The sequence below is a fragment of the Legionella quinlivanii genome (assembly GCF_003265995.1).
In the GTDB taxonomy this organism is placed as follows: domain Bacteria; phylum Pseudomonadota; class Gammaproteobacteria; order Legionellales; family Legionellaceae; genus Legionella_C; species Legionella_C quinlivanii_A.
In genome coordinates, this window is the sequence record NZ_MVJN01000005.1 from 294,548 (window position 1) to 319,008 (window position 24,461).

Here is a 24,461-nt window from a genome sequence, read left to right on the forward strand (position 1 = left end):
AACTCATTAAATTGAAATAAGCTGATGAAATATAATTTGAAATGGATGATCCTTATTTTTTTCAGCTTGCCTGTTATTGCTCAAGGAGCGGAGTCGGTCATCCCGTCACTGCCAGCCGGCACATCCACTCAAAATAAGGAAAGCCCGGCAGAAGCTGATATTTTAAGAACGCTTCAGACCCTTCGTCAGCAAGGCAGGTTAAAGGAAGCCAAGGAGGCGGCTAAAATTTATCTGCATCAATTTCCAAAGGATGGCGATGTACAGCTGCTGCTTGGATTGATTGAAATGCAGCAGAATAATCTTGCTGAGGCAGAATTCTACCTTCGACAGGTCTTGTCCAATACCCCAACTTATACCGATGCCCGAGTCGCTTTAATCCGACTTAAATTGCGGCAGAGTCGTTTTGCTGAAGCGAATAAACTGTTGATAGAGGGGCTTAAACTTCAACCTGGACAGGCTGAATTATTGAAACTGCAGAATCAGCTGGTGAAAGCAGAAACGCCTGTTCCCTCACCACAAAAAGTAGCGAGTATGCCCACACCCTCCTCTGCCTCCAGGATAGCACTCAAAATACAAGCGCCCAGCGCTGCCAGAACGGATGATTCAAAAAAACTGCTGGCCGAGCTGCAACAACTAAGACAACAGGGAAAACTGGAACTGGCTAAAGCCAAAGCAATGAGTTACTTAAGCAAAAACCCTGATGATGGCGATGTTACCTTGGTATTAGGACTTATCTATTATCAACAGCAGCAATTTGCCAAAGCCTCCGCCTATTTTAAAATGGTACTGGAAAAAACACCCGCCTATGTGGATGCGCGGGCAGCTCTTATTCGCATTCAGCTTATCAATAAAAAATATGAGGATGCCAGGGATTTGCTGCAAGCTGGATTAAGACTCAATCCTGGCAATCACGATCTGAAAGAGCTCGCAAAAAATCTGGCCTCTTTAACTGCGATCAAAAATAAAAAACCAGTTTCCCCTGGACCGGCGACTGTCGAGCCCATTGATCCGGAGTTAGTCAAAGTAAATCAGCTGATTAGTCAGAAAAAATATGAAAAGGCAAAGGTCTACCTGATTCAATTACTGGAAATTCATCCTGAAAATACCAGATACCGCATTGCACTGGCTGATCTTTACCTCAGCCAGCATAATGATATGCAGGCTTTACTTCTCATCAATAAAGGCCTGCGTACCCAGCCGCAAAATATTGATCTATTGCTGAAAAAGGGCGAAATTAACACTATTCTGCGCGAATACGCGGTGGCAGCCCGAATCTATCAGAAAGTTCTGATGCTCTCTCCCGACAATCGAGGCGCAAGGGGAATGTTGAATGAGATTAGCAGTATCAGCCCAAGATATACCTATGGTGTGAATGAAATTGGTATCGCTTCCGATAACGCCTATGTCGATGATCTTCACTCGATATGGGATTGGTCAACTCTTTACTATAGCCGGGATACAGACTGGGGCCGACTGGGCGGGAGGATTAACTATGCTTCACGACAGAGTCTCAATGCCAACCAATATGAAATAGACATCTCTCCCCGATTCAACCGAAATATTTATGCCGATCTAATGGCAGCCTGCTCCGATCAACCCGCCTTGTTTCCGGATTTTACCGGTGCTGCAGAGGGCTATGTCAATATACCCAAATTCTTTGAATTATCTGCAGGAGCCAAATACGCGCAAATAGCCAGCACCTATCTAAGCACTTACACTGGTTCGTTTAATCTATATCCCGGCAGTTTGTGGCTTAGCTTTCGCCCTTTTTATTTTGTTCCGCGGGATTCAAACAGCAAGTCCTATTTATATACAGGAAGGGTGAGGAAATATTTTTCTACTGATGATCATTATATCGGTTTGGGTGGGGGCAGCGGCCACAGCCCGGATTTGGCCGATTTATTAACTGTTAATTTCCTGGTTATCAAAAACAGTTTTATTAATGTGAATTATACTTTCCCAATTTTCAATCATCATCTGGTAGTTGATTTAAGTGCCGGATATCAGCGCTGGCAATACCCTTCTGACCTGGTCCGCCGTTTATACGACGGCAGCCTGGGTTTACGATACCGTTTTTAGGCTTGCTATGGCTCAATTTTTAGGAATCATCAAGCTTCTGGTTCTTTTTCAGTTTGCACTCATATTTATTTTTGTTTTAGCCATGTATTTTACCCGTGGCTATTTTCACTACCGCGCGGGCAAAACCAAAAAACTGGCCGATGAAATTGCCCTACGCCTGAGTGCTTGTCTCAGTGAAGAGCAGGAATTGCCTGCTAAAAAATTACGCCAATACATCAAAGCGATTGATGTGGTTCTCATGGTACTAAAGACGATGGAAACTCATCATCAGCATGAGGCTGCTTTTCAGCGGTTTATCATTTATCTCTCAGATAACTTATTACAGCCTGCAGCCAGAAATCTTTACAATTCCCGTCACTGGCTTAAACGCTATTATGCAACGATTTGCCTCAGTTATGGCTTTGAAAAAAGTGATGAAGACAGGCTAAGCCAATTAGTTCGTGACAATACTTTATTGATATCGATAAATGCCGCGAGCACTGGTATCCGATATCAAAATCCAGTCGTTATCAATCAATTGATTACCAGTTTTGCCAAAGGCCGCCATCTGCAGCAGTCCTTCTTCGCCCAAATATCGGAAGTGTCCAATTATGATGTGGCAGACATTATCATTGCCAGGCTGCAAATTGAAAGAGAGCCTTATACCAAGTTATTCTGCTATCGACTCTTGAAACAAATCCCTTACACCAGACTTCTTGATTGTGCCATTGACGATTTACTGTTTGAACTGGTCGATTTACGTATTGGCATCATTGAATACCTGACAGAAGTACAGGATGAGCGCAAAAACCAGATTCTTTATGATTTAGCCTTTGTTCCTCAATGGGAGGTACGTGCAGCAGTTGCAAAATCTCTGGCCAGGATTCACAATCCCAGGAGTATGGATATATTAAGTATTTTATTAACCGATCCGCAGTGGTGGGTGCGGGTGAATTCTGCCACCTCGTTATATGCACAGGGAGAAGCCGGCATAGACATATTAAAAGCACAATCGCCAGAGAATGATAAATTTGCTTACGAGACCGCTCAACGAATACTTCTTTCGGGAAATAGAAAATGACGGGACTATTATTCTTTATCTCGATTTGTATTCTGGTCTATTTTACATTCCTTGGGCTCTGGTATTCCTTCCTGCTGATACTTTCCTTTCCTGAGGTAATCAAGAAGTTTCGCGAAGTGACACTGGGTGATATCAGCCTGTTTATTGATCAACTGACTCAGATACCAATTACCATTGTCACCCCCGCTTTTAATGAGCAGCATCGCATTCTTTCCATGCTTTACAGCGGCTTAAACAGCAATTATAAAAATGTTCGTTTTATTGTAGTTAATGATGGTTCAACCGATAAAACGATGGAAATATTGATTGATGAATTCCAATTGTATGAAATTCCTACGGTAATCAAGCAGACCATACCTACCTGTAAAGTCAGGCACTGCTTTCAATCAGCTCGCTTTCCTAATCTGATGGTCATTGATAAAGAGCATTCGCCCTATCATTGCGCGGCGGACTCCGTCAATGTTGGCTTAAATGCCTGTCAAACCCCCATTATGCTCACAGTGGATGCCGATACGGTTCTCGAGCCAGAGGCTTTGACTCGCATGATGTTCAGTTTTTTGTCAAAAGGCCATTGTATTGTGGTCAGCGGGTCTGTGTATGTACTGAATGAAAATAAAGTCCAGAATGGACGTTTACTAACCACCGATTTACCCAAACGCTTCGTGCCTGCCGTGCAGGGTTTGGAATACTTGCGCTCCTTTCTTTATGGAAGAGCCGGGCTCAATGTGCTGGGCGGAGCCATGTGCTATCCTGGTGCATTTACCTTGTTTGAAACACAGAGCCTTCGCGAGGTCGGCGGCTATGATTCGCAAAACTTTTCCTATGATGCGGAGATTACACTCAAACTGCATCGTTATATGATCAAAAACAGATTCCCTCATTCTCTGAATCATTCACCCAACGCCTTTTGCTGGACCGAAGTTCCATCAACTGCCAAAAGCTTCTGGAATCAGCGTGATAAATGGCAGCGCGGCATGTGGCGAAGTGCCATGAAATTTATCACGATGTTCGGCAACCCTCGCTATGGAATTGTAGGTTTAATAAGCTTTCCAGCCTTTGTACTTTTTGAAATTTTAGGGCCAGTTGTCGAGTTCTGCTCATACTGCACCTTTATCATTGCCTACTTTATTGGAGATATCGACTATCAGGTTATTTTCTGGTTTCTGGTGATGGCCTGGGGATATCTTGCCTATATTACCGTGGCGATGATTTTTCTAAACCTGATTACTTTTAATAAATACCATCGCATGAAAGATGTATTTCGCAGCATCTGGCTGATTCTCGCAGAAATGCTCTGGTTCAGGGAATTTCGTGCCGCCTGTTGTGCAAGAGGAACCTTAAGGTATTTTGTTAACCGCCTTCTGGGAAAACCGCTCTGACAGGCGATAACTTAAGGAAAAATCCTCTCTCCCCTCAGGGATGAGACTTAGAGATACTGCCATTAAGTTAAGCTCAAATGTATATTAAACTGTCCCCGCGAAGGCGGGGATCCATCTCTGAGCTAGCTATAATGCCAATTGAGGAATGGATTCCCGCCTTCGCGGGAAGGACCAAATTCCTTAACTTAATGGCAGGGAGAGGGGGATCTTCTTTTAACTCCCCGCCGCCAAATTTATACTCAAATTTAGCAAACCACATGTTCAAGCATTTCAGTGATTGTCTTTTCCAATGACCAATGATGTCGATAGCTAATTAAAGAACGTAATTTGCTTAATTCAGGCTTGCGATTTTGGATGTTGATGTAACCGTCGCCGTAGGTTTCTTCCAGGCTTTGAAACTGGATTTCAGAGTTTGATTCGGCCAGATGCTTCACCAGATTGGCAAGCTCAATAATGCTGATATCGTGATCGCTGCCGACATTGACCACTTCACCCACTGCTTTATTACTGAGGCTTAATTCGCGCATGATCTGGCAAGTATCCCTGACATCGCAGAAAGAGCGTGTCTGACTGCCATCCCCAAAAACTGTGATTGGCTCACCATGGGTCGCCTGCTTAATAAAACGGGGTAATACCATCCCATAGCGGGATGATTGCCGACGGCCTACGGTATTAAAAATCCGCATAACAGTGACCGGCACCTGCATTTCATGATAATAAGCCATTCCTGCCACCTCATTACAGAGCTTGGAAACGGGATAACTGGCATGGGCTTTCCCACTGGCCTCAACATGCAAAGGATCTGTCTCTTTCATGGCAATGGGTTTAGAACCATAAACCTCAGAACTTGAGGCTAATAGTACGGTTGGTTTTTCCTGCAGACGTGAAACCGCTATAAGTAAACGTTCAGTGGACTGCATATTCACCTCAAGGGTCGCAATCGGTCTTTGCAGAACATTAAACATACCCACAATGGCAGCCAGATGAAAAATAACTTCGCACTTCTGCACGATAGGATCCAGGGGTATTTCCAGCAGGTTGGAATGATAAAATTTGAAGTTTTTATTGGAAAGAAAGGGCTCTATATTGCGTAGTTTACCGGTACTCAAATCGTCTACTACAATCACTTCCTCATTTAAATTCAAATATAACTCAGCCAGATTTGAACCGATGAATCCAGCGCCGCCAGTAATTAGAATCGCCATACTAGTCCTTGTTATTAAGAATAGCGTTAATACACTTGATTGCAGCAATCACCTGCATCAGGATTGCACAACCAGTGTAGCGAATTAAAGCCCCCAGTAAAACACTCCGGGTTCATCCAGTTTTTCCTCAGCAAACAAATTGGGAATATCCATGATAACCGCCGGGCGCTCACATTTCGTCACTAAGGACTGCAAACCTTTCTGCCGATAATAGTCATGCCCTACGACCACAATCGCCGCAGAGAGGGTATTAACTTCGTCATAATCCACCAGATGGATATCATATTTTTTCTTAACATAGTCCCTGTCGGCAAAAGGATCGTGCACCTGACACTGGAAACCTGCCAGTTTTAATTCCTTGATAAATTTCAATGCCAGGCTGCTTCTGATATCTGCCGCATTTTCTTTATAGGTAATCCCAAAAACACCCACCGGGCAATGTTTTACCGGAATATCATACTTGATCAAAGCCTGGACTAATTGACTGATAACAAAATAAGGCATTCCGTCATTCACTTTTCGCGCCGTTAAAATCAGGTCGTGCGGAACGCCAATCCGCTTTGCCTTGAATGCCAGATACAGGGGATCAACAGCAATACAATGACCACCGACAAATCCTGGTTTGAAAGGCACGAAACTCCATTTGGTTTTAGCCGCCTGTAAAATTTCATGCACATTTAAATCAAGTCCGTGCATGATTTGTGCAAATTCATTCATGCAGGCGATATTAATATCGCGCTGGGTATTTTCGAGAATCTTCACCGCTTCGCCAGTTTTAATGTTTGAAACCGGATATAAGGTATCACAGCAGTTTTTATAAACGTCCTCTATCTGTTTTAATGTTTCCTTATTCTGCGCAGAGATCACCTTAATAATGTTTTTTAAATTATAATGCGGATCGTGAGGGCTAATCCGTTCAGGTGAGTAACCAATATTAAAATCAATTCCACAACGAAGACCGCTCATCTCTTCCAGTAAAGGCTGGCATACTTCCTCGGTGGTGCCGGGATAGACAGTCGATTCATAAACAACAATATCGCCTTTCTTCAAAATACTGCCTACCGCTTTGGTCGCATTAATCACCGGTTCGAGATTAGGCAGCTCGTAAAAAAAGGCAGGGGTTGGAACAGTAACAATAAAGAAATTAGCCGTACGAATCTCATGCGTATTGCTGGTAAAAAAAACCGGACTGTCCTGTAACTCTGTCTTATTTACCAGATTGTTTTTGTCAAAGCCTTTTTTTAGTTCCTGAACTCGGCTTTCGGAAATATCATAACCATAGACCTTGTATGTTTTACTTAAAGCCGTCGCGAGACTTAAGCCTACATATCCCAGACCGATTATCGCAATTTCCCTATTCATAGATTACGTTCCCTGATTGTCAATGTTAAAAGTATAGTTGAATTGCCTGGTTCAGGTAATACAAGCAACTGTTTTTTATCACTAAGTTTCGCTGCACAACTGAAAGCTGTGCAGCGTGTTGATTACCGCTTCAGGTTTAATGTTAGCAACCTGGAAAGCTAAATCATAAACAGTATCCGCGAAACAAGAGAAAAGATTGATCTATGCGTGAATACACCCTAAATTTAATAGAAGAGTCACTACTTTCGCTTTAGGGTTCCCCTGGAAGGATATGGAAATGTTGAAACCTCATGGATTATTAATACTTCAGAGAAAACAGGCTCATCATTATCTTCTGTCTCGGGGAAATGACTCCCATGATTAATGATCTCTCCCACCTGAAAGAGTTCAACTTCAGCGATCAACAGGGAGTCAGCCAATCGATATTGAAGGATAAGATCCATCTTTTATACAAGCAGCTTCCTGTTGCTATTTTAGCAGAAGCCTTCGCGTATATTGTGTTTGCCTCAGGCATCTCATCCTATGGCCAACATCTGTTCAGTATGAAAATCTGGCTGGTTTATATGATTATCGTAACCCTGTCAGGGTTAACCTTATACCTTACCTTTCGATTTAAACCACAGGCACTCTCCTATCGGATATGGTTATTACAATTCGCTTTGTTTTGTTTTCTGTCAGGCTCAGGATGGGGCCTGGCCAGCGTGTTGCTGATCCCTGCAGACAGTATTCTGCACCAGGCATTTGCGATCATCCTTATTTTCGGCCTGCTTGCCGGAGCTGTTCCATTTCTTTCTCCATTGATTAGTATTTATGCTTTATTTCTATTACCCACTGCGCTTCCTTTAATAATATGGCTTTTTATGCAAAGCGAAATTCATGTTCTGATTGCCTATTGCGCCATCATATACGCACTGGTTGCTTTAGCGAGTAGTCTCTATGCCAATCAATATTTAACTAATGCACTTTCTCTGGCTTATAAAAATATCAATCTTGACAGCATCAATCAGTTACTTGAAAAAAAAGTAGCCCTGCGAACCCGCGAGCTGGAGCAGAACCTTGCCCTCACCCGCTCCACACTGGAGTCCACTGCTGACGGCATTATTGTAGTAAATCGTGCAGGAAAACTCGATTATTACAATCAGAGGTTTCTCGACCTGTGGCAGGCAGCCTTCACCACTCAACCTCGAATCAGCATTCAGGAATTTTTCCCAACGCTTTTGCACGAGCTTAAAAATCCGGAAGCATTTCGAAAAATATTAGAAAAACTGAGCATTGATCCGGAAAGAGAATATGCTGACGAATTTGCTTTGCGCAATGGCCATATACTTGAATGGAACTCAAAGCCACACCGTCTGGGGAACGCAGTTGCCGGGCGCGTATGGAGTTTTCGCGACATCAGCCAGCGCAAGCAAATGGAATTGCAGCTTGCTTTTCAGGCTAATCATGATCAGTTGACTGGCCTTCCCAACCGAAAACTGCTCTATGATCGTATTATTCACGGCATTCATTTTGCCAAGCGAAATCATAATAAACTACTGCTTATTTTTTTAGATATCGATAATTTTAAACTTATCAATGACAATCTTGGCCATGAAATTGGCGATGAATTGCTCCAGCAGATTACCCAGCGTCTTAAGCTCGCTACTCGAGAAAGCGATACCCTGGCACGTTTTGGCGGCGATAAATTTGTTGTTTTATATGCGATCAAAAACTACAGACATGCTGTAATGCTCTGTAAACGGATTTTGTCAGTAATGACTAAATCCGTTTATATTCATCCTCATGAAATTGTCGTCACGGCGAGCCTTGGTGTAAGCATGTATCCCAAGGACGGTACCGAGGTTGTCACTTTACTGACCAATGCCGAAATGGCCATGTATCAGGCTAAAAACATGGGCCGTAATAACTACCAGTTATATGACGAATCCATTCGCAATCAGGCCCGTCAAAGCCTTCAATTACAGATGGAATTGCGAACTGCCCTGGTGAAAAAAGAGTTTTTCCTTCTCTACCAGCCGATAATTCAGTTAAGCAGCGGGCAGATTGTTGGAGTTGAGGCCTTGCTGCGCTGGCAACACCCCACGAAAGGGATTATTTTACCTCATGAATTCATTACCATAGCTGAAGACTCCGGTATCATCATACCGCTTGGGGAATGGATTTTTAAAACGGCCTGCACCCAGAATAAGACCTGGCAAGACCAGGGATTAAACCCTATTCGCATGGCTATTAACGTTTCCGGAATTCAATTACTAAGGGATGACTTTGCCGCCTGCATTGATCGCTGCCTCGCAGAAAGCGCGCTTCCACCCCATTATATTGAAATTGAATTAACAGAAAGCGTGATTATGGACAAACAGCAGCAACATATTAATTTGTTGAATGTGCTTAAAAACCGAGGCGTTCAACTTTGCATTGACGATTTTGGAACCGGTTATTCAAGCTTAAGCTATTTGCGTGATTTTCCTGTTGCAAAAATTAAAATTGACCAATCCTTTGTTGAAAAATGCCCTTTTGACCCTAACAATAATTCCATTGTGGAAGCCATTATCGCTATGAGCCACGGATTAAAAATGCGCGTTTTAGCAGAGGGCATTCAAAATGCAGAGCAGTTACAATTTCTCAAAGACTTAGGCTGTGATGAAGGCCAGGGTTTTTATTTTAATCAGGCACTTTCAGCGGACGAAATAGCAAAATTAATTGCCTGATTCCATATCATAAAATCTATTTTTTTTACAACTAAAAATAATTAAGCTAGAATGAATCCTTTTTAAACAACTAAGGTTGCTAATGTTACTCGTAAAAAAAGCCATTCGGCTTCTTAAATTCACTTCTTCAAATCCATTTGACAATGTAGATTCAGCGAGCCTTTATACAACATTATTACAAAGCGAATCACCCCAGGAACAAGCCATTTATTCTTTATTTACACGTAATAATAACATGGCTCGCTCATTGCAGGAAAAATTACTGTTTCTCTGGATTCAAAATCCTTCAAGATTAACCAATGCAAATTACAGTAAATTCTATGAAATTTTGAAGAACTCACTAAGCAATTCGTCCACCAGTCCTCGCTATAAAATGCGTGCTGGATGGTTAATGGCTATTTTATCCAATACACTTCCCGAAGAGTTCAAAAACACGGTCGCGTCTATTGATCAGGACTCTTTTATTCCAGGTTTCGCAGATTTCTACCCCACCAGAAAAGTGTTAGAGTTCTTACAGGCTATGCGAGTGAGGGCTGAGAATCCATCAGGGTTGATTACGAATTACTATTTCGTGTCTACAGCCCATCTTAAAGTCGAAGATATAGAGGAAATTTTACCCATGTACCTGGGAGATTTTAGAAAAAATCAACCCACTTTAGATCTTAACGATCAGCTTTTTCCACTCCTGGCTTTTCTTGAATGCATGAGTGATGAACAACGCCTTAAAGCATTTAATCAGATTGTAAAATGCGTACAAATAGAACCCTTATCCTTTATAAAAGAAATCCTTAACCGATTTCTGGCACAAGCCAGCGATAATTTGATCGCTCAAATAAAAAACCAAGTCACAGATGACTTTGTGAAAAGAAACTCTCCTGAGCATCAAGGGTCCATTAATGAGAAATATTACAGGATCTATGATCTGCATAATTTTATGAATACTCTTATAGAGCAACCTCATCAAGAGAAAAGAGCCGACATTGCTACACCAACGAACGAAAATGAATTATCGCGCTTCATTGATGATTTATTTAAAAATCTCCAAACGTATCCGAGAACATTGGCTGCCTATGAAGGAGCTTTTAGAACCTTAATGCAACTAGTGTTTAGCAATGATCAAGCAAGAGTAATCATTAAAGAGAAAATTGATCAGAACTATGACGCTCAAAAATGCAATATCTATTGTCGTTTCCAGCAGCAGCTAAGGGCGGCCTGCATACTGAAAACCTGCCTTCCAAACACGCTTCAGGCCTGCCAGGAATCAGTGGATACGCAAACCATGATGTCTGAAGCAATCGCCTCAATCTGAGCTAACATTAAAAATGCTGATTAATTGCCTTGGCGTAGGTTTCCTGCGCCTCGGTTAATCGCTTTTCTGCTGCACCCAATTCGGCCATCAGCACCAGTTGCTGCTCTTTCCTGTCACCAAGCGCAGACAATCTTGCCGCCAGCGCATCTCGCTGTTCAGTGAATGATTGAATTTGCTCTTCAAGAGACGCCAGCCATTGCTGGCGAGTGCTTAGAGCCTGCAGCATAAAGCTCGCCGTGTCCGCTGTTTTTTTAATAGACGCCTTACACTGACATAATCTGACCAGAATATTAATTTTCTGATGAATACGCTCGGCAAGGTAATTGGCAGCCTGCGAATTGGCTTGTATGGCCAGCCGCTCAATATCCCTTTTAATTTCGGCAATAAAATTGTCGGCTTTGGGCTCAAACTGATAGTGAAAAATGCCCGGCGGCAAACTTTGCCAGGATATCTGCACACCCGGCTTACTCAGATTCCAGGCTAGCTCAGGTAGTCTGGATTTAAGACCTTGCAGCATTATCCCTATGTTTTCTAACATGGACTCATACCTGGCGATGTGTCTGGTTCCTCAAATTCTTTCACATCCGCTAACTCAGGCTTTTGAACCAGCTCATGCATTTTCCACCTATCCAGTAAATAGCGGCAAAACTGTCGACCGCTTTCTTTTGGAAAATCATTCTCGAGCAGATATTGATGTACATCACTAAGAGCATTGGTGTTTAAAAAATTAAGCCACAGCGGATATTTAGTCAGAATAGTAAGCATCACTGTTCGATCATAGCGTACCAGTCCATTAATTGCTTTAGTCATTTTTGAGTCGCAGTCAGGCTCCTCACTATTGGCTATCTGTTCCAGGGAGCGGTATAAATAACTCACCTGCCATTTTCTTTTCAAAAGTGGCAGAGACTGCGGATTCCCATCCAGCAGCTCGCTTACCGCCTGCTGAATATCTTTTCGATCTTGAAAATAACGCTGAAGCTTTCTTTTCGACGGATCTGAAAAATTGTTTTTATCCATTAAAGAATGAAGGGATTCAAGTGCTTTAATTTCCAATCGATGCAGCCAATGAAAATATTTTTCAAAAATCAGCAAAACACTGGTTTCATCATACTCAATAAGCGCCATTATCGCGCCAGGGATTTTTTGAGAGTAGTCGTCAGACTCTTTTGCCTTGAGGATAAAGCGTTGCAAACCATGATATAAATACTCTAACTGCCAAGGCTTGAAAAATCTCAGCCATTCGGGATAATTAGTCAGCAGGTCTAAAATTGCCTCATCGCAGTGGTTCATCAGAGTGAACAATTGCAAACCCTCAGGATCTTTTTCAAGTGAGTCTTCCAGCATCAGCCAGATATTTTTCCGATTGTTTCGATACCCTTTGGAGCGATCATAGGAGTCTTCACTCAAAAAAGTCTTAAAAAAAAGATTCATATTTAACATATCTGCGCCTTCACCGACTCGCAAAATTAATCGAACAAATAGGCTATTGTAAGCCTTTTGAGCAATTTTATAAATAAGCGTTCTAACTCCACCCGCACTCAGAGCTTATTCATAAAGCGCTTGAATTTTTTATTTAAAAAGGTATGCTTTGTAATTGTGGGGCCGTTAGCTCAGCTGGTAGAGCAGGAGGCTCTTAACCTCTGTGTCATAGGTTCGATCCCTATACGGCCCACCATTTAAAATCAAGTAATTAGCTTGATTTTGCATCGCTAACCATTCAGCAGCAGCTCACAAATGCTCACCAGAAAATAATAGCAATATCTTGATTATTTAGAAGCCTAGGAATTGCTTTTTTGTTTTTGATGGCTCAGGGTCTGCCTTTGTTCACAAATAAATTAATTTGGCTTTTTGCTTTGATCTATTTGTTCGATTAGTTCTGTAGGTAGTATATTCTTATCGGTATCAATGCTGGAGGATATACTGCCCTTAAAGATACTCAGTTTTTGAAGTGATGGTAAAGGTTTAATTAATGCTTTTAATTTAGTTTTCAGGTCATAGGAGGGGTCTAAATTTAACGATTTATTATCAAATTTATTAAAATCATCGATTATTTCATTAGTATATTTATTATACATATTTAAATATTCAATTGGGTTTCTAATATTACTCAAAGCCAGGTTTCTTTTTTCAGCGATGGTAATCACTGTTGAGCAAAGCCTTTCAAGGTTCTCTCTTTTGGAATCAAAAGTGGATGCAGTAAAATGAGATCCAAGCGGATTGCCAACTATAGAAGTATTTTTGAGAAGTCCAAGAGTAAATTCCATTATATCTTCTGAGGAAACGTTTTTATCAAGAGTGCGAATAGTCAGTTTCTTGATGGAATTAGTATCAGCTACTGCCTGAGAAAATTTTTTTAATGCCTCACCGTTAATATTCCCTATAATAACTAATTGCTCATATTCTTTTCCTTCTCTTAATTGTTTGCATAAGGTACTAATAGATGCATTTCCTAAATTACGATGGCTTATATAAAGATCATTTATAACATGGTTTAAAGGTTTTAATCGAATTAAACTTGATAATGCATAATCACTAATAGAACCAGGAGATTTGAAGTGAAATTTACTTTCCCAATCAGGGTTTGCTCTTATGCATTGTATTAATTCAATAATCTCATCACGATTTATAGTTAATGAATCACCCAATTCAACAAAAGCAGCTGTTGAAAGTTCTTCTTTTAACTCTGGTGCTAGAGGCATACCATTTCCATCTTTCTATATATTTAGTACTATTATAGCAGAGTGATAAAATCGTCCTTATTGATTAATTACAAGTCGTAACGATCCGATTACAAACAATCTTCTGTGCAAAACTTGAATTCCCGCATTAAAATATAGCCACCTCACCGCAGTACATGGTCAATTATTAATGGCTTTTATCGGCTTATTGGAGAATTGTTTTAAAGATGGCAATGCCTCCAGTAAAATTATCTGATCCTCAATTCACCGAAAATGATATCGTTGTTACCAGGCAGCTTTTAACAAATATCCCTTCTGATCTTCCGCATTATGCCACGGCTTTAACCCTGCAAGGTTTTATGCATGAAGAAAAAATCTGCATTTCTATTAAACTCTTTCTCAATGAAAAAGCTTGACCCTATAGTAACTATAGGCTTTATCTTGTTCATCAACAGGCAGGAGATAAGAACAATGGCTGAATGGCTGGTTAAAAGTTTAAGTCAATTAACGGGCGTTTCTGTACAGACACTGCATCATTATGATCGCATTGATTTGTTAAAACCTTCTCTACGTCTTGTTAATGGTTATCGTGTTTATACAGAAAAAGATTTATTAAAACTTCAGCAAATCATTGCTTTGAAATTTTTCGGATTTGAGCTGTCACATATTAAAGAGTTACTCGAGAATGAGGGTGATGCCCTGGACCATTTTGCTACCCAGGCACAGGTATTAGAAAAAAAGGCTTATGCTTTGCTGGAAGGTGCTAAAGCCTTGAAAAATATTACCTCAGCCATGAATAAGAGCCAACCAATTCCCTGGAAATCACTGATTGCGCTTATTGAGGTATATCAGATGACAGTCAAACTCGAGCATTCATGGGTTAAAGACATTTTTACCCCTGAGGAATTAAGAGAATATGCGGCTTTTAAAAAAGAAACGGATGAATCAAAGCAACGCGCTTTTTTTGAAAAAAAACTATCTTATTTAATCCATGAAGTGGGCAGAAATTTACATCGCGATCCCTCTTCTGAAATTGGTATTCGTTTGGGCGAAGAATGCATGATGAATATCAACCAGTTATATGGAAAGAAATATGCTCATTTGCGAACTAAACAGTTTGAAAAAGGATTCGCCAATGGATTAGGACTAAAAGAAAGAGGCCTGACATCTGAAATTGTGAACTGGATGCAAAAAAGTATCAGCGCTTACTGGCAGGCCACTTTTTATGAACTGATTAAAACCTTTGGGGAAATTCCTGAAAAGGATTTTTTATCGCGCTGGAATGAGTTAATCGATGAGCGCTGCGGGAATAATTTTGAGCATAAACAAAGGGTCTATGAACAGTTTTTAAAGGATGACAATGTCCCTGATGAAACAAAAGACTGGTTAAACCATTTAATGATAAATAACAATAATGTAGGGGGTTAAAATGAAAAATAAACCGGAAACAGTGGTGGTTGTGGGTGCAACCCGCGGTATTGGTTTAGGTTTTGTGGAAAAGTATTTAGCTTTAGATTGCAAAGTAATTGCCACACATCGAGCGACTAGTAACCTGCTTAATTTAAGAAAACAACAGGAGCGCTATGGCGAAAAGCTAATTTTGTTGCCACTCGATTTGGCTGATACAACGCAAATTGACGCATTTACCAAAAAGGTTCATGAGTCCGAAGAAAAAATAGATTTATTGATATTGAATGCCGGAACAACCGGAAATAATGATGTCCTCAAGTTAGAGCCAAAACCTCTGGATCCAGCCACATTCTGGCCAGAATTGGAACTTTCCAGGAAGGTGCATGAGGATGGACCATTGCGGCTGATCCTGGGCTTGGAAGATAAATTGCAAAATGAAAATGCCTGCATCGTCTATTTAACCACGCCTCATGGCCTTGGTTCAAAAACTGTAGGTATTGACGCGCATGCTATGTCAAAAGCTGGGGGTCAGAGTATGATTTATAGCCGCTGCAAAGCGATGGTTAAAAAATGGGCCGATGCCTGTAAAGAGCCTGAACAACTGGCGCAAGCACCTGGCGCCTTCGCAATTTATCCTGGTTGGGTGAAAACAGATATGGGCGGCTCAAATGCCCGTCTTACAGTAGCGGACAGTGTCGACTCTATGGTTAAGGTGATTGACACTGTGATTAGTACCAAGAAATTTGCTGCAGTTTATTCATATAATGGTTCGGCAATGAACCCTAATGCCTATGCTCCTTCAGAAGAGCTGATAAAAGTAATTGCGTCAGCAGAAAAAGCAGCTCTGAAAATAGAAACGCCTGATGAATCAGCAAAGGAAATAAGCTCGCAAAATCAGCAGATGTCCAATGCCATTCTCCCGACATTGTCTATTTTTGCGCAAAAAGAGGCAGATGCGCGTACTAGTCCTCATGTCGACAATCCTGTTCCTAATGCAAACTATGTCCCTTCCGGGTTATCAGGTTGACATTTCTGACAACACAGTCAGCTCTTAGCCTATACCTCCCTCGGCTTGTGCACTGGACCCTGCGGACATACCGCAGGGCGTAGTGGGCATTGCCATTAAGTTAAGGAAATTCTGCAATTGCATGTAGGTTGTGCCCTTGGCACAATCTTGAGTTCTGGAGTGGTTCACCCCTTTGCGTGGGCCAAGGGCCCAGCCTACAATGATTCCTTAACTTAATGGCAGTGGGCGTAATGGGGAGTTGTAGATCCCTAAGGAACAGGTCGTGGTCAGCGAGAGTCAATTTGATATCTTAGTAACCCCTGGTAGCCAGGTTCTCATCACGAGCGATAGTACTTTGTACAAACTCACCGACTTTTTCAGAACTGGTTATTCCTGCCAATTCTTTCGCATTGAAGCTGGTTTCCGGCATTTTCCAGCCACGCGCGCTTATAAACTGATTGAATTCATTGAGGCTATGAGGTGAATACAAACCCATGGAATTTCTTTTTGTTTCGCATACGGATTTAACCAGGGACAAAATGACGTTAGTTTCAGAATCATTTAAATGATCTCTGCTTTCTAACCACTCATTGATTCGATTTAAGGCTGCTGCCTTGGCATCAGAACCGCTGTTAAACCATTGCTTTCGGCCATTCTTTTTGTCTTTAATATTCTCTGACAAATCAGCAATCAGCTGTTTAATCTGAGCAAGCGGCGATAGATTTTGTGTCCCTTCCCGGGAGGATTTGCCAGTCCTTACAGCCCTTACATAATCAATACCATTATCTTGTAAAATCTTTTCGAGCGCCGGAATATTCTCCTCACTGATTTTTAACTTATAACGGGAAGGCACAACAACCAATGGTTCACAGAATCGCATATCCTCTTCGTGACGCATCAAAGTTATCGTCAAATCTAGCAGCTTAGTGAAGATCAAGGCATTCGTGTAGCCAATACTGACCAAGGCCTCAGCAATTCTGGTTTTTTTCTCTTTGTTTTCTGAAAACATAGAGATCAGTTCTGCCGTTTGCTCATCAGAAATAGCGCTGACTTCCAAATCTCCCAGCAGTCCTTGCTGGCGATGTTGATTAAGTGTCGCCGCTAAATGCAAAAGGAAATTATCAGCAGTAACGATTAATTTCTGCCTCTCCAATAAAGCATCTCTCAGCAGCAAAGCGATTACAGTCTGTCCCTCCATTGAAAAAGTTCCATTTTCCCCATTTACCTCACAATTAATCCTGGGGATTGTAAGTTGATCATGAGCAATAATTCTTCTAATTACCTTTGTTATCAGTTTCCCTCTTTCAAAGGAGTCCATATTTTCCCTTGCTTCATGTTCTGCAAACAAGGGAATGACCAAATTCTCACCGATTTTATAGCTAGTAATAGCATCAGTGATTAACTGAACACAAATTTGCTCTTCCTGGTTCATATCTTCAGGCATTACCCAAGGCATAAAAAACTCCACATTTTTGAAGACAATCGAATGGGACTATTATCTCATAAACCGACTCGTTTGTGTTAATATTTTATACAGAAATGTGTTTTATTAATCGAAGCGACCATCGCAAATATACATTCAATCAAGATCGGTTAAGGATACCCTTTTTGTATAAAATCATTGATAGCCATATTGGTTCTCAGCAAATGGGGAATAATATGACCCGTGCTTTCGCAATTAAGCTTTCTTTTGATGTTTTCAAAATGCTTGTCAACCGTGCGTTTTGAAATGTCGAGAATATCGGCCATTCTCTGAAAATTGAAACCAAAATAATAAAGATAGATTAACTCTCTTTCTTTATAAGTTAATTCCTTATTGGCGATAAAATTAAATGGTAATAAATTAAAATCAAAAGCTTCATCATTAACCATTGACTGCAATGGTTTATCCGATTGTTTCACTTCTAAAACAGCGTTCTGTAAACAGTTTGTATGGGCTCTTTTATGCAGCTCAAAGACTTCATTCATCTGCACAATAAAATCTGCGGGCAATACTAATGTGTTCTCATTAGTTAACAATTTACGGCAACGCTTACCTAAATCCTGGCTGATTAGCTTTAACATATCCAGGTTATTTAGCGCGAAATTGCCGCCCTGGAGCGGGTCGCAATGTGCAGCGAAGGTATATATTTCAGTGTAATCAGGCTGCTTATTCGCGATATCAAAAAAATACCGATACTTATTATCCACCAGCACTTCTTTAATCACATTGGGAAGAAGTGAGTCCTGCAAAACATCGCAGGAATAATAATTGCCGTAATTATTGGAAAGATTATCGATAATTTGTTCAGCATATAATTCATTTTCCAGAAACAAGTCAATTAAGGTATTGTCTGAAATAATCTGTAAATAGCGTCCCTGTAAATCAAAATACAAATACCCCCAATTGCAGATTACTGTTTTGTCAAAAATGTGCTGATAACAACCCTTGAGGTAGGAGGTATACATTTTCATGTGCTTGTAGCAGTTCATTGAAGCTCACCAGGCATCGCGACTATTTTTAGTATAGCTCGCGAATTTAATCCTAAAATCGAAAGCAGACGCAGAGCATAAAAAGTACAAATATGATATAATATGAACACCAATGCTTATTGTGATGCACCCATGCCAAGAAAACATATCGATCCCCAAAAATTTACTCTTAAGAGTAATGCGCTTAATAAGACCACAGTTAGAGCAGAAAAAACTGCAAAACCAGGTTCCCAGTGGTATTACAAACATCCCAATAATGTCCAAGCTCGGGAGAATACCCTTCCGAACCAGCATGCCTATGAGCTGGAGGCCATTGCCAGTGACTTGTTCCGTTTTATTCTCGGTCTCTCACGGGCGGCCAAAACACGCGTAGTGAAATCTGAGTCTGTCATGGCTGTCGCATCTCAACACAATCCAGCGGGATACAAAACGGCAAGCCAGAAAGAGTTCGAGGACAACATCATGAACGATCCCGGAATGGTGTGGGCTCTGTCGGTTCTCAACGAAGGCGATTTGAATCCTGCTAATTTTGGCGTCAATGACAACAACGAAACGGCCCATATTGATTTTGATTTAAGCCTGGAACGATTAAAAGCCCGGATGTATGGCGCTACAATAGGTAGTATTCATGATTCTATGGATACTAAACCCAGTGATTTGTTAAACGCGTTGCTCCCCCTGATTGAAAGGAATGAAAAGGATTTACAATCAGAACCAGCAAAGATAGAAACCCGGAAAAAACTCTTTCCCATCTTGCTAAAAAGCCTTCTGCTCACTCCAGATGTCCTGGATACTGTTAGCGCTCGACACACCGAGCTGCCCTTATTACGAGAGGGCTTAAAAGTCTTCATGTCTGAGCAACTGGACCCCGTGGATAAACTTCTGGGCTCTAAAGCCCTTGCTGAATACCTCATCAATACCGATTTTCAGCAACTCGAACCTGAGCTTAGACAGTTTTTTAAATTTGAATTTAAATTAAATGCGAGCGAAGCAGACAGATTATTGACAGCTATTGAGGATCGCTTTATCAGCGTTAAACTTCTATCCCTTGATAAGAACCCGACATTGCTGAAACGCTATGTAGAAACTCCCAGAAGTGAAGAAGCTCAGGAAAAACTCCTGAAAAATATGAGACTGCTGGCCGCTACTCATTCACTTGAAAATATACCAGCCGCATTGCATCGACTGGGTAAGGACCATTACGCACTCAGTGATTTTAATGATACCAAAACACTGGAAAGCTATCTGCCAAAAATACGGCAGGGCGAAGCCAGTCAGTGTAAACGAGTCCTCGGTGAACTGTACCGGGAAACTCAGGCACCTGATTTTACAGGCGATAGCCACCAGTCTGTTCTAATCAAAAAAAATTTGCTGGGCCATCAACTGGAATCCAATGATTTCAGGGCAATCAAGGCAACCTCCTATACCATTGACACCTTTGCAGATGACCCGGATTTATTGAAAAAGTATTTAACTCAATATCATCAGAATGATTATGAGCAGTACAGTGTCATTCTCAAGCAATTATACGAACAGGCGCAACAAAGCAACATTCCAAAAGACTCCTCCCAGTATCGTATGCTCAGTAAATTGCAGCAGCTGGATGACTACAAGCAGCAGCGGAAGGGACAAGCAGAATATAAACATTATCACGGGTACTTTTTCGGTTACTCGAAAACCGAAAAGCTGGCGGCTGTTAAAGGAGGAGAGGAGCAGTTGCTCGGCATTACTGCTGTTCTTGATAAAAAGCAGGAGAAAGCCTTAAATCAGGGTGAGTTAAAAAGCAGATGGAATGGTCCATCCTGAGCAGAACAGCTCCAGGGTTAAAATCAACCCTCACCCTAGCCCTCACTGCCATTAAGTTAAGGAAATTCTGCAATTGCATGTAGGTTGTGCCCTTGGCACAACATTGAGTTCTGGTGTGGTTCAACCCCTTTGCTGGGCCAAGGGCCCAACCTACGATGATTCCTTAACTTAATGACAGTGACCCTAGCCCTCTCCCAAACTTGGGAGAGGGGATTTTCTCTTATGTTTACACCCGCGCCGGCTCGGGAATAACAAAAAATTTATTAACTTAATGGCAGTGAGAGCTAGAAAAGAAGGGCTTAAAAATCAACCTTCCATCAGCTTATGCGGCAAACTTTCCAAACGACCGGCCTGAGTGACCACAACATAGTCGAGTTTGCGTTGCAACTCACTGATGCTATCAGCACCGGCATAGGTTAAACCGGAACGTAAACCGCCAATAATATCGGCAATGGTGCCATCCTGAGTGTCACGATATTGCACTTCGGTGGCCACGCCTTCGGCTGTTTTCCATTCATTCATTTGTCCGTGGAAATCTTCCTGAGCTTCACGCGAAGCCATGCCGCGATAGCGCTTGACCTTGCGCCCATCTTCTTTGGTAATAACTTCCCCGGGCGTTGGCTCAGAACCCGCCAGCATACCGCCAATCATTACGAAATCAGCGCCAAAAGCGAGCGCTTTCACGATATCTCCGGAGGTTCTAATCCCGCCGTCCGCGACAATGGAACGATCAGTCCGTGCGCACTCCTGTATGCAGGTTAACATGGGGATACCGAAGCCGGTTTTAATACGCGTGCTGCATACGGAGCCGCCGCCGACTCCTGCCTTAATAATATCAGCGCCGCAAGAAGCCAGATAATCAGCACCGGCATAAGTAGCAACATTTCCCGCCATAATACAGCGATCGTCGACGATTTTACGAAGCTCCTTCAGCATCTTGCCTACATACTTGGCATGACCATGCGCCACATCCACGCAAAAATAATCAGCACCCGCGTCGCGCAGCGCCTCCGCTCTTTGTAACTCCGCATCAGAACATCCCACCGAAACGAACACGGGCCCAAGGCATTGCCTGAACTCGCTGATATTCTCTTCGATACTTAAAAAGCGATGCAAAGCGCCCATGCCGCCTTTGCTGTGCATGAAATTGGCCATTTTGCTTTCGGTGATCGTGTCCATATTGGAACTGATCACCGGCAATTGCAGCTTGAGCTTACCCAGTCTGTCTTGCATGCTGATATCAACGACACGTCGCGATTCATGGTGATTATAAGCAGGCACCAATAAGACGTCGTCAAATGTAATGGCTTGAGTGTGCATTGTTTATCCTTTGTAAAACGCGTACTATAAATGGTCTGCCGCATAATGTGCAAGCCTTGATCGCTCTCCACGCGTTAAAGTCATATGCGCACTGTGTTGCCAATGCTTAAATCGGTCCACGGCAAAGGTCAGTCCCGAGGTCCTTTCTGTTAAATAAGGTGTATCAATCTGCTTGATATCTCCAAGACAAATGATTTTGCTTCCGGGGCCTGCACGCGTCACCAGGGTTTTGATCTGTTTGGCCGTCAGGTTCTGCGCTTCATCGATAATGATATAGCGGTTTAGGAAAGTGCGGCCGCGCATGAAATTCAACGAGCGGATTTTGATTTTATTCTGCAGTAAATCCTGGGTGGCACCCCGCCCGAAACTCCCCCCTTCCTGCGAACTGTGAAGCACCTCAAGATTATCCATCAGAGCACCCATCCAGGGAGTCATTTTTTCTTCTTCTGTTCCAGGCAAGAATCCAATATCTTCACCTACTGGAATGGTGATGCGAGTCATCAGAATTTCATTATAACGATTCTGATCCAGTACCTGGGTCAGACCCGCCGCGATAGTCAGCAGCGTCTTACCGGTACCTGCCGAACCTTGCAGAGTAACAAAATCAATATCCTGATCCAGCAAGAGATTTAAGGCGAAATTCTGCTCGCGATTACGCGCATTAATTCCCCAGACGCCATGTTTAGGCTGCGTATAGTCTCTGGCAACCTGAACCACGGCATGCTCGGGTGTGAGTTGTTTAACAATACCCTGGAATTGATTATCGCGCGTACTGATGCAGTCATTATAATACCAGTGCTTAATCAGCGGACCGCTGATTTTATAATACGACCGCCCCCCTTCCTGCCAGGCATTCATATCCTTGCCATGCGCATCCCAGAAGTCATTTTCCAGAATATGGAGGCCACTGTGTAAAAGATTAACATCATCAACTACCAGATCATTGTAATAATCTTCCGCTAAAATCCCGAGAATACCGGCTTTTATACGCAGATTGATGTCTTTGGAAATGATAATGACCTGACGCGGGGCGAACTGTTTCTGCAGGCCAAGAGCGGTCGCGAGAATGGTGTTATCCGCTTTGTGTCCGGGGAGAGAAATTGGCCTCACCCCTTCAAATTCATGGGTTTGAAAAAACAGGCGGCCGCTGCCCTTGTGATCATGATTACTGAGAACGCCATTTAGCGGCAAACCAGCCACAACCTCCTGATGAGTAGCATGCGCCATTAACTCCACCAGCATACGGTTCACCTGGCGTACGTTTCGCGCCACTTCCGACAAACCGGTTTTGTGACTGTCGAGCTCTTCGAGAACGACCATAGGTAAGTAAATATCGTGTTCGTCAAAACGATAAATAGCAGTGGGATCATGCATCAGGATATTGGTGTCGAGTACAAATAACTTTTTAGTATCCATAAGACCGCCTTATTATAGTAGTCATCAACACAACTCACTCCCTGCATAGATCATGCCTGAAGTGCTTTCAACTCATCCAGAACTTCCTTCACGTGATTGTCCACGCTGACCTTGCGCCATTCCTTGCGCAATACCCCTTCAGGATCAATCAGGAAGGTGCTGCGTTCAATTCCCCTGACCTGCTTGCCGTACATCATTTTCATTTTGATGACATCAAACAAATTACAAATGGCTTCATCCTGATCACTTATTAATTCAAATGGCAGTTCCTGCTTGCATTTAAATTTATCATGCGAGCTAAGACTGTCGCGGGAAATTCCAAGAATTTCAGCATTGAGATGTTTAAATCTGGAATGGGCATCACGGAAATTCTGACTCTCCAGGGTACAGCCGGGTGTCGCGTCCTTTGGATAAAAATAAAGCACAAGCCATTTGCCGCGATAATCACTAAGTTTCTGCTCAAGATCATTTGTGGCAACAAATTGAAAATCCTTAACCAGCTCACCTGTTTTCATAGTAATTCCCTGATTTAAAGTTAATATCCTAGTACAATTCGCAAGAAATAACCTCTCTTTTTATTAATCGGCATACTATAAATCGCTTACTCAGAGTATAATTCCAACATTTAGTAATCCGAAGAATTTATTATGTCGAACGACAACTCTAAAAACTCAAGCATTGCGCTTAATAAAAAAGCACGGTTTGATTATTTCATCGAAAACGAATACGAGGCGGGCATCGTTCTGCAAGGATGGGAAGTCAAAAGCCTGCGGGCAGGAAAAATTAATTTGTCCGATGCGCACGTGATTGTAAAATATGGCGAGGCATTTTTACTGGGCGCCCAGATTCAACCCTTGCCCACTGCTGCCGCTCATTTACAGCCAGACCCCACTCGCACCCGTAAATTACTGTTAAACCGCCAGGAGCTTAATCAACTCATCGGCAGCGTCGAGCGCCAGGGATATACCTTAATCCCCTTGTCTCTGTATTGGAAAAAAAACCGCGTCAAGATGAAGCTGGCTTTGGCAAAAGGTAAAAAAACGCATGATAAGCGGGATAGTATCAAAGAACGTGACTGGCAGCGTGAGCGGGCAAGGCTGATGAAGAAGCGTTGATGAGGCAGGTTATTGCAGACTAAAACTTAATCCCTTACCCACAGCCATTCTCATCATTACCCACATGTCTTTCCAGGTTATATTTGACAATAAATCATTGAGAGTTCTAATCTAAATGGATGAGGGCTGGTGCTAT

Annotated in this window: 20 protein-coding genes and 1 tRNA gene; 11 read left to right on the forward strand and 10 right to left on the reverse strand. The window is 42.2% G+C overall.

Features of this window, described 5'->3' with window-relative positions; all coding sequences use genetic code 11:
* The first annotated feature begins 24 nt into the window (after positions 1-24).
* From B1207_RS08185 to B1207_RS08195, 3 genes are read left to right on the forward strand one after another with little or no spacing between them, the layout of a single operon-like run.
* Positions 25-2,079 (forward strand): YaiO family outer membrane beta-barrel protein, encoded by a 2,055-nt coding sequence (locus B1207_RS08185; RefSeq protein ID WP_112219496.1) that lies wholly within the window; start codon positions 25-27, stop codon positions 2,077-2,079.
* A gap of 7 nt (positions 2,080-2,086) precedes the next feature.
* On the forward strand, positions 2,087-3,139 hold the full coding sequence (locus tag B1207_RS08190) for a HEAT repeat domain-containing protein (protein ID WP_112219497.1): 1,053 nt from the start codon (positions 2,087-2,089) through the stop codon (positions 3,137-3,139).
* Positions 3,136-4,518, forward strand: a complete 1,383-nt coding sequence (locus B1207_RS08195) for a glycosyltransferase family 2 protein (protein ID WP_112219498.1) — start codon at positions 3,136-3,138, stop codon at positions 4,516-4,518. The genes B1207_RS08190 and B1207_RS08195 overlap by 4 nt, the downstream gene beginning before the upstream one ends.
* Positions 4,519-4,763: 245 nt before the next feature.
* On the opposite strand, the gene B1207_RS08205 is transcribed toward B1207_RS08195, so the two are convergent.
* Together B1207_RS08205 and B1207_RS08210 are read right to left on the reverse strand one after the other, a co-directional pair.
* Positions 4,764-5,723 carry an NAD-dependent epimerase/dehydratase family protein gene (locus tag B1207_RS08205; protein ID WP_112219500.1) on the reverse strand — a complete coding sequence of 320 codons (960 nt, stop codon included), beginning with the start codon at positions 5,721-5,723 and terminating at the stop codon, positions 4,764-4,766.
* A gap of 84 nt (positions 5,724-5,807) precedes the next feature.
* Complete coding sequence (locus B1207_RS08210; protein ID WP_112219501.1) at positions 5,808-7,085, reverse strand: nucleotide sugar dehydrogenase; 1,278 nt, start codon at positions 7,083-7,085, stop codon at positions 5,808-5,810.
* Between the two features lie 356 nt (positions 7,086-7,441).
* Between B1207_RS08210 and B1207_RS08215 the strand changes: the two genes are divergently transcribed.
* Both B1207_RS08215 and B1207_RS08220 read left to right on the forward strand, forming a co-directional pair.
* Positions 7,442-9,793, forward strand: a complete 2,352-nt coding sequence (locus B1207_RS08215; RefSeq protein WP_253255810.1) for a putative bifunctional diguanylate cyclase/phosphodiesterase — start codon at positions 7,442-7,444, stop codon at positions 9,791-9,793.
* Between the two features lie 82 nt (positions 9,794-9,875).
* Complete coding sequence (locus B1207_RS08220; protein ID WP_112219502.1) at positions 9,876-11,102, forward strand: hypothetical protein; 1,227 nt, start codon at positions 9,876-9,878, stop codon at positions 11,100-11,102.
* A gap of 7 nt (positions 11,103-11,109) precedes the next feature.
* On the opposite strand, the gene B1207_RS08225 is transcribed toward B1207_RS08220, so the two are convergent.
* Both B1207_RS08225 and B1207_RS08230 read right to left on the reverse strand, forming a co-directional pair.
* Complete coding sequence (locus B1207_RS08225) at positions 11,110-11,640, reverse strand: hypothetical protein (RefSeq protein WP_112219503.1); 531 nt, start codon at positions 11,638-11,640, stop codon at positions 11,110-11,112.
* Positions 11,634-12,542, reverse strand: a complete 909-nt coding sequence (locus B1207_RS08230; protein ID WP_112219504.1) for a hypothetical protein — start codon at positions 12,540-12,542, stop codon at positions 11,634-11,636. The genes B1207_RS08225 and B1207_RS08230 overlap by 7 nt, the downstream gene beginning before the upstream one ends.
* Positions 12,543-12,701: 159 nt before the next feature.
* On the opposite strand from B1207_RS08230, the gene B1207_RS08235 reads away from it, so the two are divergent.
* Positions 12,702-12,777 (forward strand) — tRNA-Lys (locus B1207_RS08235).
* Positions 12,778-12,937: 160 nt separating this feature from the next.
* Here B1207_RS08235 and B1207_RS08240 read toward each other — a convergent pair.
* On the reverse strand, positions 12,938-13,801 hold the full coding sequence (locus B1207_RS08240; protein WP_112219505.1) for a hypothetical protein: 864 nt from the start codon (positions 13,799-13,801) through the stop codon (positions 12,938-12,940).
* Positions 13,802-14,013: 212 nt separating this feature from the next.
* On the opposite strand from B1207_RS08240, the gene B1207_RS08245 reads away from it, so the two are divergent.
* Genes B1207_RS08245 through B1207_RS08255 form a run of 3 tightly spaced genes read left to right on the forward strand, consistent with a single transcriptional unit; the run spans position 14,014 to position 16,217 of the window.
* Positions 14,014-14,196: a hypothetical protein gene (locus B1207_RS08245; RefSeq protein ID WP_146740049.1), complete on the forward strand. Its 183-nt coding sequence runs from the start codon at positions 14,014-14,016 to the stop codon at positions 14,194-14,196.
* Between the two features lie 55 nt (positions 14,197-14,251).
* On the forward strand, positions 14,252-15,208 hold the full coding sequence (locus B1207_RS08250; protein ID WP_112219507.1) for a MerR family transcriptional regulator: 957 nt from the start codon (positions 14,252-14,254) through the stop codon (positions 15,206-15,208).
* Position 15,209: 1 nt separating this feature from the next.
* A complete protein-coding gene (locus B1207_RS08255) occupies positions 15,210-16,217 on the forward strand; it encodes an SDR family NAD(P)-dependent oxidoreductase (protein ID WP_112219508.1) in 1,008 nt (335 codons plus the stop codon).
* Between the two features lie 289 nt (positions 16,218-16,506).
* Here B1207_RS08255 and B1207_RS08260 read toward each other — a convergent pair whose 3' ends face one another.
* Positions 16,507-17,652 (reverse strand): hypothetical protein, encoded by a 1,146-nt coding sequence (locus tag B1207_RS08260; RefSeq protein ID WP_112219509.1) that lies wholly within the window; start codon positions 17,650-17,652, stop codon positions 16,507-16,509.
* Between the two features lie 137 nt (positions 17,653-17,789).
* Positions 17,790-18,668, reverse strand: coding sequence for a helix-turn-helix transcriptional regulator (locus B1207_RS08265; protein ID WP_112219510.1), 879 nt, complete (start codon positions 18,666-18,668; stop codon positions 17,790-17,792).
* 132 nt (positions 18,669-18,800) lie between these two features.
* Between B1207_RS08265 and B1207_RS08270 the strand changes: the two genes are divergently transcribed.
* Positions 18,801-20,474, forward strand: coding sequence for a hypothetical protein (locus B1207_RS08270; protein ID WP_172458207.1), 1,674 nt, complete (start codon positions 18,801-18,803; stop codon positions 20,472-20,474).
* A gap of 306 nt (positions 20,475-20,780) precedes the next feature.
* On the opposite strand, the gene B1207_RS08275 is transcribed toward B1207_RS08270, so the two are convergent.
* The 3 genes from B1207_RS08275 to B1207_RS08285 are packed head-to-tail and all read right to left on the reverse strand — an operon-like array spanning position 20,781 to position 23,725.
* Positions 20,781-21,794, reverse strand: a complete 1,014-nt coding sequence (locus B1207_RS08275; protein WP_112219512.1) for a guanosine monophosphate reductase — start codon at positions 21,792-21,794, stop codon at positions 20,781-20,783.
* 24 nt (positions 21,795-21,818) lie between these two features.
* On the reverse strand, positions 21,819-23,210 hold the full coding sequence (locus B1207_RS08280) for a PhoH family protein (protein WP_112219513.1): 1,392 nt from the start codon (positions 23,208-23,210) through the stop codon (positions 21,819-21,821).
* Positions 23,211-23,260: 50 nt separating this feature from the next.
* Complete coding sequence (locus B1207_RS08285; protein ID WP_112219514.1) at positions 23,261-23,725, reverse strand: peroxiredoxin; 465 nt, start codon at positions 23,723-23,725, stop codon at positions 23,261-23,263.
* Between the two features lie 132 nt (positions 23,726-23,857).
* Between B1207_RS08285 and smpB the strand changes: the two genes are divergently transcribed.
* On the forward strand, positions 23,858-24,325 hold the full coding sequence (gene smpB, locus B1207_RS08290) for an SsrA-binding protein SmpB (RefSeq protein WP_058507067.1): 468 nt from the start codon (positions 23,858-23,860) through the stop codon (positions 24,323-24,325).
* The last annotated feature ends 136 nt before the right edge of the window (positions 24,326-24,461 follow it).

Bases quoted from the DNA above. Each gene is read 5' to 3' on its own strand.
- B1207_RS08185 (WP_112219496.1), top strand. From the start codon at position 25: ATGAAATATAATTTGAAATGGATGATCCTTATTTTTTTCAGCTTGCCT.
- B1207_RS08190 (WP_112219497.1), top strand. From the start codon at position 2,087: ATGGCTCAATTTTTAGGAATCATCAAGCTTCTGGTTCTTTTTCAGTTT.
- B1207_RS08195 (WP_112219498.1), top strand. From the start codon at position 3,136: ATGACGGGACTATTATTCTTTATCTCGATTTGTATTCTGGTCTATTTT.
- B1207_RS08205 (WP_112219500.1), bottom strand. From the start codon at position 5,723: ATGGCGATTCTAATTACTGGCGGCGCTGGATTCATCGGTTCAAATCTG.
- B1207_RS08210 (WP_112219501.1), bottom strand. From the start codon at position 7,085: ATGAATAGGGAAATTGCGATAATCGGTCTGGGATATGTAGGCTTAAGT.
- B1207_RS08215 (WP_253255810.1), top strand. From the start codon at position 7,442: ATGATTAATGATCTCTCCCACCTGAAAGAGTTCAACTTCAGCGATCAA.
- B1207_RS08220 (WP_112219502.1), top strand. From the start codon at position 9,876: ATGTTACTCGTAAAAAAAGCCATTCGGCTTCTTAAATTCACTTCTTCA.
- B1207_RS08225 (WP_112219503.1), bottom strand. From the start codon at position 11,640: ATGTTAGAAAACATAGGGATAATGCTGCAAGGTCTTAAATCCAGACTA.
- B1207_RS08230 (WP_112219504.1), bottom strand. From the start codon at position 12,542: ATGTTAAATATGAATCTTTTTTTTAAGACTTTTTTGAGTGAAGACTCC.
- B1207_RS08240 (WP_112219505.1), bottom strand. From the start codon at position 13,801: ATGCCTCTAGCACCAGAGTTAAAAGAAGAACTTTCAACAGCTGCTTTT.
- B1207_RS08245 (WP_146740049.1), top strand. From the start codon at position 14,014: ATGCCTCCAGTAAAATTATCTGATCCTCAATTCACCGAAAATGATATC.
- B1207_RS08250 (WP_112219507.1), top strand. From the start codon at position 14,252: ATGGCTGAATGGCTGGTTAAAAGTTTAAGTCAATTAACGGGCGTTTCT.
- B1207_RS08255 (WP_112219508.1), top strand. From the start codon at position 15,210: ATGAAAAATAAACCGGAAACAGTGGTGGTTGTGGGTGCAACCCGCGGT.
- B1207_RS08260 (WP_112219509.1), bottom strand. From the start codon at position 17,652: ATGCCTTGGGTAATGCCTGAAGATATGAACCAGGAAGAGCAAATTTGT.
- B1207_RS08265 (WP_112219510.1), bottom strand. From the start codon at position 18,668: ATGAACTGCTACAAGCACATGAAAATGTATACCTCCTACCTCAAGGGT.
- B1207_RS08270 (WP_172458207.1), top strand. From the start codon at position 18,801: ATGCCAAGAAAACATATCGATCCCCAAAAATTTACTCTTAAGAGTAAT.
- B1207_RS08275 (WP_112219512.1), bottom strand. From the start codon at position 21,794: ATGCACACTCAAGCCATTACATTTGACGACGTCTTATTGGTGCCTGCT.
- B1207_RS08280 (WP_112219513.1), bottom strand. From the start codon at position 23,210: ATGGATACTAAAAAGTTATTTGTACTCGACACCAATATCCTGATGCAT.
- B1207_RS08285 (WP_112219514.1), bottom strand. From the start codon at position 23,725: ATGAAAACAGGTGAGCTGGTTAAGGATTTTCAATTTGTTGCCACAAAT.
- smpB (WP_058507067.1), top strand. From the start codon at position 23,858: ATGTCGAACGACAACTCTAAAAACTCAAGCATTGCGCTTAATAAAAAA.